12 protein-coding genes are annotated in these 12354 nt (G+C 68.2%); 5 read left to right on the top strand and 7 right to left on the bottom strand.

Annotated features, from left to right (window positions below):
* Positions 1-3: 3 nt before the first annotated feature.
* Positions 4-882, top strand: coding sequence for an NUDIX hydrolase (locus OG876_RS26035; RefSeq protein ID WP_328519257.1), 879 nt, complete (start codon positions 4-6; stop codon positions 880-882).
* Here OG876_RS26035 and OG876_RS26030 read toward each other — a convergent pair.
* Positions 872-1687, bottom strand: a complete 816-nt coding sequence (locus tag OG876_RS26030) for a phosphotransferase family protein (protein ID WP_328519256.1) — start codon at positions 1685-1687, stop codon at positions 872-874. The two genes, OG876_RS26035 and OG876_RS26030, sit on opposite strands and share 11 nt — an antisense overlap.
* Before the next feature lie 10 nt (positions 1688-1697).
* The gene (locus OG876_RS26025; RefSeq protein WP_328519255.1) at positions 1698-2096 is read right to left on the bottom strand and encodes a DUF4870 domain-containing protein; all 399 of its coding nucleotides are present in this window, start codon (positions 2094-2096) and stop codon (positions 1698-1700) included.
* A gap of 164 nt (positions 2097-2260) precedes the next feature.
* On the opposite strand from OG876_RS26025, the gene OG876_RS26020 reads away from it, so the two are divergent.
* Entirely contained in the window at positions 2261-3223 is a 963-nt protein-coding gene (locus OG876_RS26020; protein ID WP_328519254.1) for an RNA polymerase subunit sigma-70, read from the top strand.
* Here the strand turns inward: OG876_RS26020 and OG876_RS26015 are convergent.
* On the bottom strand, positions 3183-4655 hold the full coding sequence (locus OG876_RS26015) for an MFS transporter (RefSeq protein ID WP_328519253.1): 1473 nt from the start codon (positions 4653-4655) through the stop codon (positions 3183-3185). The two genes, OG876_RS26020 and OG876_RS26015, sit on opposite strands and share 41 nt — an antisense overlap.
* A 23-nt stretch (positions 4656-4678) precedes the next feature.
* Here OG876_RS26015 and OG876_RS26010 point away from each other — a divergent pair, with 23 nt between their 5' ends.
* Positions 4679-5194 (top strand): MerR family transcriptional regulator, encoded by a 516-nt coding sequence (locus tag OG876_RS26010; protein WP_328519252.1) that lies wholly within the window; start codon positions 4679-4681, stop codon positions 5192-5194.
* A 26-nt stretch (positions 5195-5220) separates the two neighbouring features.
* On the opposite strand, the gene OG876_RS26005 is transcribed toward OG876_RS26010, so the two are convergent.
* Positions 5221-6465 (bottom strand): RNA polymerase sigma factor, encoded by a 1245-nt coding sequence (locus OG876_RS26005; RefSeq protein ID WP_328519251.1) that lies wholly within the window; start codon positions 6463-6465, stop codon positions 5221-5223.
* Positions 6466-6556: 91 nt separating this feature from the next.
* Positions 6557-6928 carry a YciI family protein gene (locus tag OG876_RS26000; protein WP_328519250.1) on the bottom strand — a complete coding sequence of 124 codons (372 nt, stop codon included), beginning with the start codon at positions 6926-6928 and terminating at the stop codon, positions 6557-6559.
* Between the two features lie 196 nt (positions 6929-7124).
* On the opposite strand from OG876_RS26000, the gene OG876_RS25995 reads away from it, so the two are divergent.
* Positions 7125-8567, top strand: a complete 1443-nt coding sequence (locus OG876_RS25995) for a flavin-containing monooxygenase (protein WP_328519249.1) — start codon at positions 7125-7127, stop codon at positions 8565-8567.
* Positions 8568-8572: 5 nt separating this feature from the next.
* On the opposite strand, the gene OG876_RS25990 is transcribed toward OG876_RS25995, so the two are convergent.
* Entirely contained in the window at positions 8573-9712 is a 1140-nt protein-coding gene (locus OG876_RS25990; protein ID WP_328519248.1) for a citrate/2-methylcitrate synthase, read from the bottom strand.
* 73 nt (positions 9713-9785) lie between these two features.
* Between OG876_RS25990 and OG876_RS25985 the strand changes: the two genes are divergently transcribed.
* Positions 9786-10946 (top strand): citrate/2-methylcitrate synthase, encoded by a 1161-nt coding sequence (locus OG876_RS25985; protein ID WP_328519247.1) that lies wholly within the window; start codon positions 9786-9788, stop codon positions 10944-10946.
* Here the strand turns inward: OG876_RS25985 and OG876_RS25980 are convergent, their stop codons facing one another.
* Positions 10947-12317, bottom strand: coding sequence for a hypothetical protein (locus OG876_RS25980; protein WP_328519246.1), 1371 nt, complete (start codon positions 12315-12317; stop codon positions 10947-10949).
* Positions 12318-12354 lie beyond the last annotated feature (37 nt).

The raw sequence follows: 12354 nt of genomic DNA, 5'->3' as shown, positions 1-12354 counted from the left end.
GGGGTGACCGCCGTACACCCGCTGACCGATGGTGAGTTGACGCTGCGATTGTCGCGGCAGGACCAGCAGGTGGTGAGCTTCGACGTCGAGCACGGCAAGCCACTCGGCACCGTCGAGGTACGACGGACCACGCCTGGCGTCGGCCTAGTCGTGTGGGAGCTGGACGGCGGGCCCGAGGTCGCACAGCGGGCCGTTCGGCTGGTGAGTGAGTTCGCCTTCGGTGAGCTCGGACTGGAGCGGCTGCAGGTCGAGGTAGACCCGGCGCTCCACGCGTCTGCACGGGTCGCGATCCGGTCCGGCTTCCGGCGCGAGGGCGTACTACGCGGTGCGGCGCTGGTCGAGGACGAGCGTCGCGACGTGGCGGTGTACGGCATGCGCAAGGACGACCCGCGCCCGGACACGGTCACGGGCTGGACGGCGCTCATGGACTCCACGCTGCCGAAGAAGCGGGTGATCGCGCATGTGATCGTGCGGGACACGACCGGGCGCGTGCTGCTGTGCCAGGTCAGCTACAAGAACGACCTGGAGCTCCCCGGCGGAGTGGTCGAGCCGGATGAGGATCCAGCCAGCGGAGCCTCCCGTGAGATGCACGAGGAACTCGGGATCGCCTTGCCGCTGCTCGGCGTACTAGCGATCGACTGGCTCCCCCGCTGGGAAGGCTGGGGCGACGCCGTGGAGATCCTGTACGACGGTGGCGTCCACGACCCGGGGTTGCTGGACACTCTGCAGCCGGATGGCTTCGAGATCCGCGGGATCTCGTGGCACTCGCCGAACGCCCTCGACGGTCTGGTCTCCCCGCTCAACGCCCGCCGGCTTCCGTTGATCCTGGCCACGCCGTCACAGCTCCACAACCTGAGCAACGGCTCGCCCATCACCTCGTGAGCTGGCCAACGCACCAGGCATAGTGCCCGTCTGTGGCGTCGGCGTCGTAGATGGTCGCGGTGGTGATGGCATAAGCCTTGCGGTAGAGGTCCATGCGCTCGCGGTCGTGGCCCAACTGCTCGAAGCGGTCCAGGAGCAGGTTGTCGAACCGCCGGGCATCCGGGCCGTACATGTCGAAGAAGCCGGCCGCCAGTGCGGCGTCGAAGGTGTTGTCGCCGGCGGTCGAGTAGAAACCCCAGTCCAGCACGGCTGCGGTGTGGGCACCGTCCATGAGCAGGTTGGGTGGGCAGATGTCGCCGTGGACCACGGTCAGTCGGTCGAGCCGGATCTGTGCGAGCCCGGCTGTGAGGCGGTCCAGCAGGTCGGCGAAGCCGGGGACGTCCCGCTCCAGGTGCGGGCGGGCGGCTGCGGCACGGCGTCGTACGAGGGATGCCAGCGACTCGCCCCAGGACGCTTGCCAGAACGGCTGGTTGAGGACGGGCAGCGCCTGGCTCGCCGGACCGGCGACGGTTGTGCCCAGGGCTTCGACGATCGCGACGAAGGCGTCGAGCGCCTGGTCCTCGGTGAGGTCCGCTTCGTCCATCGGCGTGCCGGTCAGCTTGTCCTCGACGCTGATCGCCTGACCGTTGGCGTCGGCGGTGATCTCGCGGATCCGCGGCGTCCGGAACGGCAGCGGCGGCAGCTCGTCGAGGAACGCCTGCAGCGGGCGGACGTCGTCCGGCCGGCGGTCGAACCAGATCTTGCGGACCGTCCCGTCGCCGAGGTCGTAGACCGTGCCTTCCATGCCCTGGCCGATGAGCTCCACCGGCCAGACCTTAGCGGACCAGGCGGATGGTGAGCGGGTAGCGGTACTCGTTGCCGCTCGACGCCGCGATGGTCGCGAGCACGATGAAGACCACCGCCGCGACCGCGCCGATGACGATCAGCGGGATGATGATCAGCACGCCCAGGCCGAACGTGATCAGGATCAGGACGACCGCGATCGCGGTGTAGATCAGCAGCGACAGCTGGAAGTTGAGCGACTCCAGGGCGTGCCGCCGGACGAAGTCCGATCGATGGCGATAGACCAGCCACACGACCAATGGACACAAGAACCCCATCGCGAACCAGGCCGCGACGAACACCCCGATGTGGGCCACCATCGCCCACGTCCGCTCCTCCGAGGCCGACAAGGACGACCCGGCGTTCGGCGTACTCATGATCCAGTGAAGCACACCGATTCCTTTTCGTGGGACGACCGGTCTTTACCGTGACGAACTCATCGAGAAGGGACCAGAACGATGACGAGCAAGGAGTCCGAGGCCGGTGCGATCCGGCGCATGGCAGGCTGGGTCCGCCCGCTGCCGGGGCTGGTGGATTGATGCTTGAAGGAGCGCTGATGACGGGCGAGGCCGAGTTTGCTCGTCGTACCGAACCGTTCCGGAAGGAACTGCTGGCGCACTGCTATCGCATGCTGGCGGCGGTGGACGAGGCCGAGGACGTCGTCCAGGAGACGTACCTGCGGGCGTGGCGTTCGTACGCGACCTTCGAGGGCCGCTCGTCGATCCGGGTCTGGCTCTATCGCATCGCGACCAACGCGTGCCTGACCGCGCTCGAGCAACGTGGTCGGCGCGCCCTCCCGTCCGGCCTCGGCGCCCCAGCCACGGACCTCACCCCGGGATCCGCGCCGGTCGGCGTGGCGTTCGTGGAGCCGATCGCAGACTCGTTGGTCAGCTCTTCCGCCGACCCCGCGACCATCGTGACCACGCGGGAGAGCCTTCGGCTGGCGCTGATCGCGGCGCTGCAATACCTTCCGGCCAAGCAGCGCGCCGTACTGATCCTTCGTGAAGTACTCGCGTTCCCCGCGGCCGAGGTCGCGACGATGCTCGACACGTCGGTCGCCGCGGTGAAGAGCACGCTCCAGCGGGCCCGCGCCCGGCTCGACGAGACCGCTCCGTCGCGTGGTGAGATCCTCGAGCCGACCGATCCAGAAGCTCAAGCCCTGCTGGCCGAATACATCACCGGCTTCGAGAACGCGGACACCGCCGCTCTCGAACGCGCCCTCCGCGCCGACGCCGCGATCGAGATGGTCGGTACCAGCACCTGGTTCAATGGCCGCGTGATGTGCCTCCGCCTCCTCACCGGGGCCGTCGGCTCACCGGGCGACTGGCGGATGATCCCCATCACCGCGAACGGCCAACCAGCGGTCGGCGCCTACTTCCGCACCTCGCCCGACTCCTACGAACCTTATGGCGTCGCCGTACTCACCCCGACTCCTACCGGTCTGACGCACATCCACGTCTTCAGCATCCCGAGCCTCGTCACCCGCTTCGGCCTTCCGGCGTCGCTGGCGGTCGATTGAACAGCTCGGCAGTCCGTTGGGCCGTCGCGCGCGCCCACCTCGTCGTACTCAGCAGAGCCAACGCGACGAGGCCGATCCCCAAGCCCATGACCGGCCACCAGAGGTGATGCTCAGCGTGGGTGAAGGCCTGTGAGTTCCCGGCAGCGGTCGAGCCGACGATCGTGCCGGCGATCGCGACCCCCAACGTGGTGCCGGTCTGGCGGGCCGCGGACGCCACTGAGCCCGCCAGACCGGCCATGGACAACGGCATACCGGAGACGGCCGTATTGGTGATCGGTGGATTGACCGTGCCGAGGAAGATCCCGAAGAACAGATAGACCGCGAGTACGGCCGGCAGTGGTGTCGTCGGCCCGAGCCACAACGAACTGGCCGCTCCGATCGCCAGCGCCGACCCGGCGACCACGAGGGGCAAGCGCGGGCCGCGCGTACCGACCAAGCGGCCGGTGAACGGCGAGACGATCATGATCACCGCTCCCACCGGCAGCAGGCACAGCCCCGCCGCGAGCGCGGACAACCCACGGACGGTCTGCAGATACAGCGTCGTCACGAACAGGAACGAGCCGAACCCGCACAGCGCGAACAACGCCATCAGGATCGCCGAACTGAACGGCACACTCCGGAAGAGCCGCAACTCGAGCATCGGATCGGTGCGGCGTGGCTCATAAACAAGCAAGGCCAGCACTGCGAGTACTGCGACTCCCAGCAACCCGAGGATGACCGGCGACGTCCAGCCCCGCTTCTCGGACTCGATGATCGCGTACACCACGCATCCCAGCATCAGGACGACCAGCAGTTGCCCGACCGGATCGAACCGCCGTGCTCTCGGCGCCCGCGACTCGGGCACGAAGAACGCCGTCAGGACGATCGCCACGACCACCACCGGCACGTTGATCCAGAAGATCGCCCGCCACCCGACGCCGTCGACCAGCGCTCCGCCGAGGATCGGGCCCAACGCCAGCGCCAACCCAGACATCGCCCCGAACACCCCGATTGCTTTCGCCCGCTCGGCCCGGTCCGGGAACGTGGTCGCGACGATCGCCATCGCCACCGGGTTGAGCATCGTGCCGCCGACCGCCTGCAGCGCGCGGGCCGCGATCAACCACCCGGCCGTCGGCGCCAGGCTGCACAACAGCGACCCCAACCCGAACGCGGCCAGCCCGATCTGGAACACCCGCCGCCGCCCGACCCGATCAGCCGTGGACCCGGCCAGCAACAGCAGGCTCGCCAGCACCAAGGTGTAGGCGTCAACCGTCCACTGCAACTGCGCGACCGACGCCCCCAGCTCCGCCCGAATCGACGGCAAGGCCACCGTGACGATGGAAATATCCATCACCACGACAACGATGCTGGCGCAACAAATCGCCAGCACCCCCAGCCGACGCCGCCGACTGAGCTCACCCACTGCCGCCCGCTGAAGCATTGGAACACCCATCCCCCGAAGCTAGAATTTAGAGCGTGCTCGAAGTCAAACCCTCCCCAAACCCCACCGAGCCCACGACAACCCCCGACCCCAACGAGCCCGGCAAGGCCGACATCAGTCGCGACTCGCTTGCGGCTGGTGGGGCTGGGGTGACTATTGCTGAGGCTGCGGCGCGGACTGGGGTGAGCGTGCATACCTTGCGGTACTACGAGCGTGCCGGCCTGGTTGTCACGACCGTTGACCGGACCGCCAGTGGGCGGCGGCGCTACCACCAGCTGGATCTGGACTGGATCAAGGTGTGCACCCGGCTCCGTGCCACTGGCATGCCGATCAGAACCATCCGCCAGTACGCCGAACTCGTCACCGCCGGCCGAGGCAACGAGAAGGATCGCCTGGAACTCCTGGAGACCCATCGCGCCGAGGTGCTCACCAAACTCGCCGAACTGCAGGAGAACCTCGAACTCATCGATCACAAGATCGACGTCTACCGAGGTCGCCTGGAAGCCGGCGACGCCGACCAACTCTGGGCTCCCGGCCGACCCGGCAGGTGACGCGTGCGTCAGGCCAGCCTGGCGGGTCAGGCGGTGAGGGTGGCGAGGCGGTGGGTTAGGAAGCGGCGTTCGGTTTCGTTGGCGGTCAGGGTGATGGCGGTTTCGTAGGCGTCGGCTGCTTCGTCGGTGCGTCCCAGGCGGACGAGTACGTCGGCCCGGGCTGCCGGGAGGTAGGCGTACGACGCGAGCGCCGTCTCCTTGCTGAGGGCATCTAATTCGGCGAGGGCCGCCTCGAGGTCGGCGCCGGGGACGAGGCTGTGCGCGGCGGCCCGGTTGAGCGCGACGATGGGGGTCGGCCAGCTGAGCATCATCGCGTCGTACATCCGGACCACCTGAGTCCAGTCCGTCCGCTCCCACGAGGGCGCGGTCACATGCAGCCCGGCGACAGCCGCCTGCAACACGAACCGTCCCTGCCCCCGGTGCAAAGCGGCCGTCGCCCTCGACACTCCCTCCGCCAGCAGCCGCGGGTCCCACCGCGACCTGTCCTGATCCGCCAGCAGCACCAGCTCCCCGTCTTCACTCACCCGCGCATCCCCGCGGGCCTCCGTCATCAACAGCAACCCCAGCAACGCCTGCGGCTCCGGCTCGTCCGGCATCAACCGCACGAGCATCCGCGCCAGCTCCACCGCCCGCCCGGTCAGATCCGTCCGCCGCAACTCCGGCCCGGCCGCCACATGCCCCGCCGTGTACACCAGATGCACAACCGTCAGTACGACGTCCAACCGCGTCGGCAACTCGTGATCGGCTGGGATCCGGTACGGGATGCCGGCCGCGGCGATCTTCTTCTTCGCCCGGGTGATCCGCGCGGCCGCCGTCGACTCGCTGATCAACAGCACGGCCGCGACCTCCCGGGTGGTCAGTCCGCAGATCAGCCGCAACGTCAACGCCACCTGCGAGTCCCGCGCCAACGCCGGGTGGCAGCAGGTGAAAACGAGTCGCAGCGGATCCGTCGGCTGCTCCTCGTCCCCTGGCGCGACCGGATCCTCCACCAGCAACGGCAGCTTCCGTCGCAGGTTCGTCTCGCGCCGGAACCCGTCGAGCGCGAGTCGCCGCGCCACTGTGGTCAGCCATCCACCCGGGTTCGCCGGGATCCCGTCGGGCCAGGTCCGCAACGCCTGGACGAACGCGTCCTGCGTGCAGTCCTCCGCCTGATCCAGATCCCGCGTCAACCGCACCACTGACGCCAGCACGGTCGACCAGCTCTCCCGGTGCGCCCGATCGACCACCCGGGCGACCTCGACCGCCGACAGCACGCCCCCGGTTTCACTCACCCCCTGCCAACCCCCTTCGCTCCCCGCTGGCCCAGGCCCGACGGGTACGCCGACGACGGAGGCCGTCGGTGTACCCGGCCGGCGGGCATGGTCAGACTGACGGCTGGGAGTCCGCCGAGGTGTCCATCACCGGGCGAACCTCGACGTTGCCGGACGGGCAGATCTTGGCCAGCTCGAGCGCCTGGTCGAGGTCGCGGGCCTCGATCACGTAGTAGCCGCCGAGAGCCTCCTTGGTCTCGATGAACGGGCCGTCGGTGACCAGCGGCTCGGCACCCTCGCGCTGCTTGACCGTGCTGGCCGTGCTCGACCGCTCCAGCGCCTCCCCCCCGAGGATCCGCGCCCCGGCCTTCTCGACCGCCTCTGCGAAGGCGCCGTGCAGCTTCATCGCCTGCTGCCACTCCTCCGCCGTGACGTTGTCGTACCACTCTTCGCTGTCGTACAGCAGGAACATGTACTGCGCCATCTCTGGCTCCCTTGTCTAGGGTTCTTACTGGACATCTTGCTGACGAACGACGCCAAACGGAATCGACAGCTCCGGCAACGACTTTCTCACTCATCATCCCGGCTCACCTCACGTGACACGGCGGATACGGACAGCACCATCCTCCCGGTCTCGCCTACCGTGGACCAGGAACCCAACCGGCATCCAGGAGGCATTCATGCAGCACTTCGACGTCCTGGTCGTGGGCGCCGGACTGTCCGGGATCGGCGCGGCCTACCGGCTCCAGACCCAGAGCCCCGACCGGACGTACGCGATCCTGGAGGCCCGGGACAGCATCGGCGGCACCTGGGATCTGTTCCGCTATCCCGGGGTCCGGTCCGACTCCGACATGTTCACGCTCGGGTTCCCGTTCCATCCCTGGAAGGCGGCCAAGGCGATCGCGGACGGGCCGTCGATCCTGGAGTACCTGCACGAGACCGCCTCCACCTACGGCATCGACAAGCACATCCGCTTCGGCGAGCGCGTCGTACGGGCGTCATGGTCGTCGGAGGACGCGCAGTGGTCGGTCGAGACGAGTCAGGGCTCGTACACCTGCTCGTTCTTGTATGTGTGCAGCGGGTACTACGACTACGACTCGGGGTATGTGGTCGACTTCCCGGGGCAGAGTGAGTTCCAAGGGCGCGTGGTGCATCCGCAGCAGTGGCCCGCGGACCTGGACTACACAGGTCAGCGCGTAGTTGTCATCGGCAGCGGTGCGACCGCGGTAACGCTTGTGCCGGCTATGGCTCGTACGGCGGAGCACGTGACGATGCTGCAGCGCACACCGAGCTACGTGGCGTCCAGGCCTGCGCATGACGCGTTCTCGGACCGATTGCGCGCCCTACTGCCCGAGAAGCTCGCTCACCGGGTCATCCGTGGCAAGAACGTCGCCTTGAGTACCGCGCTCTACAGCGCGTTCCGGAAATGGCCGGCACACGCCGCCTGGCTCCTCAACAGCACAGTGGCCAAGCAGTTGCCGGCGTCGATCCCCGTGGACCCGCACTTCACTCCCCACTACAAGCCATGGGACCAGCGGCTGTGTCTGGTGCCGGATGCGGACCTGTTCGAGGTACTGCGGGATGGCTCGGCCTCTGTGGTCACCGACGAGATCGAGACCTTCACGCCGACCGGTCTGCGACTGCGGTCGGGTCAGGAGCTCGAGCCCGACCTGGTGGTCACCGCGACGGGGCTTCGCATGGTTGCCCTCGGCAAGATCGAGGTCACGGTGGACGGCCGGCCGGTGCACCCGCACGACACCTTCGTCTACAAGGGCATGATGCTGAGCGGCGTACCGAACCTGGCCTGGTGCATCGGCTACACCAACAACTCCTGGACCCTGCGTTCCGACCTGACCTCGCAGTACGTGTGCCGCCTGCTCAACCACCTGGCCGCCACCGGCACCAGCATCTGCGTCCCCGAGATCGACCCGGCCGAGTACGACTCTCCCGCGCGTCCCGTGGTCGATCTGTCGTCCGGCTACATCCGGCGCGCCGCGGCCATCCTCCCGCGCCAGGGCTCCACCGGCCCTTGGCGCCTCCGTCAGAACTACCCCCGCGACCTCGTCGTCCTTCGCTTCAGTCCGGTTGCCGACGGCACCATGCGGTTCAAACGCGCCGCCTGACCGCCCTACGGCACCGGGACCGGCGGCTGCGGGCCGACGTACATCGCGATCGGGCGGATGATCTTCGGGTCGGTGGACTGCTCGAGGATATTGGCGGACCAGCCGATGATGCGGCTGACGGCGAACGTCGGAGTGAACATGGCGCGCGGAAGGCCGCACAGCTCCATCACGACGCCGGCGTAGAACTCCACGTTGGCGTAGAGGTTGCGCCCCGGCTTGAGCTCGGCCAGTACGTCGACGATGCGCTGCTCCACCGTGGTCGCGAAGTCCACCAGGTCTCCGCCGAGGCCGCGGGCGATGTCACGCAGCATCAGTGAGCGGGGGTCTTCGGTCCGGTACACCGCGTGTCCGAAGCCCATGATGCGGTCGCCGGCGGACACCTTCTCCCGGACCCACGAGTCGATCCGGTCCGGGGTGCCGATCTCGTCGAGGCTCGCGAGCGCACGGTCCGGTGCGCCGCCGTGAAGTGGGCCGGAGAAGGCTCCGATCGCTCCGGCAACGGCAGAGACCACATCGGCGCCGGTGGACGCGATCACTCGCGCGGTGAAGGTCGACGCGTTGAACCCGTGGTCCACGGTGGCGACGAGGTAGTGCTCGATCGCTGCGGCCTGTACGGCGCTCGGCTCGCTGCCGGTCACCAGGTACAGCCAGTTGGCCGCGGCGCCGAGGTCGGGCCGGGGCTCCAGAGGCTGCTGACCTTCGCGGAGGCGGTACAGCGCAGCGAGGATGGTCGGCGTCACCGCGCAGACGAGCATCGCATCGGCCTTCCGGCGTGCCGGGTCGGCGTCCCACAGCGGGGGAAGCTTGCGTACGGCGGCCAGCAGCGACAACGCGGTGCGGAGACCGGCCAACGGGTTGAACGACGGCCCCGCGGTCGCGATCGCGGGCAGGACCGCGAGCACCTCGTCGGGCAGGACGCGGAGCGGCGCGAGTTCGGCGACGAACTTGTCGCGCTCGCCGGCGGTCGGGAGGTGGCCCTCGAACATCAGGAACCAGACGTCTTCGAGCGTCTTCGACTTGGCGAGATCGATCGCCGAGTACTCGCGGTAGTGGTAGAACCCTTCGTCACCGCGGACGTCGCCGAGGGTCGTCTCGGTGACGACGACATTGCGGAGGCCGGGCGGAACATTGATTGTTGTTGACATATCTTCAGAGTTGACACGCAATCAACTATTGTCAATGTTGATCCAGTCAACATGAACGCTCGGAGGAGCGCGGATGCCGCCGCAGAGTGACGAGAATTACCTGACCACGGCCGAGGTCGCGCGCCGGCTGCAGGTGAAACCGGAGACGATCTACGCGTACGTGAGCCGCGGCCTGCTGACCAGCGTCCGGGCCCGGGGACGACGCGGCAGCCTGTTCGCCGTAGCTGACGTCGAGCGGCTGGCGAGCCGGTCCGTCGAACACTCCGGAGTGGTCGAGCGGATCGAGTCCGAGCTGACCCTGCTGCAGGACGACGAGCTGTACTACCGCGGTCGTTCGGTCCGCGAGCTCGCGACCGAGTGGACCGTCGAGGCGGTCGCCCACCTGCTGTGGACCGGTGAGCTCAGCGAACAGCCGAAGTTCCCGGTGCAACGCGAGTCGGTGCAACTGGCTCGAGACGCGATGGAGGTGGTCCCGAGCACGGCACGCTTGACGGACAAGCTCCGCGTGGCGGTCGCCGTACTGGGAGCTGCTGATCCGTTGCGCTTCGACCTGTCCCCCGGCTCGGTGACCGCAGCGGCCGAGAAGCTGCTCGGCACCTTGGTCACCGCATTGCCCGGCCCGACGGCATCCGCCCGAGACACAGTCGGTGCGAGACTCTGGCCGAAGTTGTCCGCCCAACAGCCACGGCCGGAGGTGCTCGACGCAGCGCTCATCCTGCTGGCCGATCACGGACTGGCCGTCTCGACGGTTGCGGCACGAGTGGCCGCCAGTGCTCGAGCGAACCTGTACGCCGTCGTGTCGGCGGGGCTCGGGGCACTTGACGGGCAGTACCACGGAGCCGCGCCGACTCTGGCCTACGAGTTCCTGCAGCGGGCGCAGCGGGATCCGCTGGGTGCGTTGTCGGATCAGTTGCGATCAGGGGAGCCGGTCCCCGGCTTCGGACACAAGATCTACCAGGAGCGCGACCCGCGGGCCGAAGTGTTGCTGGGGCTGCTCGACGACCATCCGATCGTCGAGACGATCGCCAAGGTCACTGCCCGGACACCGGGCTTCCCCAACAGCGATCTGGCGATCGCGGCGATGATGCATACCTACGACTTCCGGCCCGACGCCGGGGATGCGCTCTTCGCCCTGGCCCGCATCATCGGCTGGACCGCGCACGCCTTGGAGGAGTACGCGGCCCCAGCCCTCCGCTTCCGTGCAATGGGTGTCTACACCGGCCCGACCGGCTGACTACTTGGCGCCGAGCTTCACGAGGCTGGCGGCACCAGGTGCCAGGTCGAACGGGATGGGAGCGACCGGACGAGCCGTGTAGGTCTGGCCGGCCGGCTGGAATTGACCGACCGACGCAACTGTCTGCTGGTTCGGCGTGACGACGGCTCGGGCGCGCGCGCTGTGGGAGCGATTGGCGACCAACAGCCAGCGGTCGGCGGAGGCGGTGTCGCGCGAACGGAAGGTGCCGATGACCACCGAGTTTCCCGAGACGCCAGTGACCAGGTTGGTGGGAGTGAAGCCGACAGCGCCGTTGGGCAGCGGGGTTTCGTTGGCGTGGGCAACGGACTCGGAGACGAGCGGCTTGAGCTCGCGGCCGACCTGGTGAAGCCAAGTGGTGTTGATCTTCTGCGCCGCGGCGTACCGCGGTGTACGGCGGCCGTCGACGGTGATCAGCGCCGGCCCGAATCCTTCGCCGCGAGCAGCCTCGGGGGTCCAGTAGGTGAAGTACTGGATGCCCTTCGCGCCGTACGCCAGGCTGATGTTGATCTGCCAGAGCAGCTCGGCCGCGCTCGGCTCGCGGTGGTTGTTGTAGGCAAGCGTCTGGATGAAGACCCAGGACGGGATGTCACCGTGCAGCGCGGCGTCCCGGATGATCGCCCAGTTGTGGAAGTAGTTCGCGTCCTCGCGGTCCTCGGACAGCAGCGGGTACCGGTCGAACGAGATCAGGGACGGCTTCACCACGTCGACGAAGTCGCGGTAGTACGCCGGGTCGTCGGACGGGAGCAGGTTGATGTACGGCAGCAGTCCCGGCGCCAGTTCGCGCGAGATCGCCACGGCCTTCGCCAGCGTGCCGAACCAGCCCGCGCCGGGTTCGTCGTACAGGTTGAAGCCGGCCAGCGACGAATAGGGGCCGTAGGCGTCGCGGGCGCGGACGTAGAGGGCGCTCGCCTCGGCCGGCGTGACGCTGAGGAAGTCGGCGGTGTTGTCCGAGATCGAGAACCAGCGCGACATGTTGCGGATCTGGATGTCGTCCGAGATCAGCATCTGCAGGCCGGCGGTGCGGGCGAGATCCAACTGGTACTGGAAGATGTTGCCGTCGCCGGCGTAGTTGCCCGAGATGATGAAGTCGAACCCGGCGGACTTGATCTCGGCGTACCGCTCCGCCGTACTCGCGTACGGATGCGGCGGCCAGAACAACCCGATCGGGAACTCAGCACCACCGGTCAGGGGAAGCCCGTCCGGCGAGGGGATGGCAGCGGGCGAGGCGGCGCCGGCGGCCGAGGCGCTGGCTGGGAGGGTGCCGGCGGCTGCGGTGGTGAGGGCGGTGGCGCCGGCGCCGAGGAGGAGGGAGCGGCGGGTCGGGCCGAGGGTGCAGTGCGGGCTCTGCATGGGTTCTCCTTCGAAGGGCGGGTCGAGTGGAGCGGGC

It is taken from the genome of Kribbella sp. NBC_00359 (assembly GCF_036097425.1).
Lineage (GTDB): Bacteria > Actinomycetota > Actinomycetes > Propionibacteriales > Kribbellaceae > Kribbella.
This window is presented reverse-complemented; position numbering and strand designations above follow the sequence as displayed.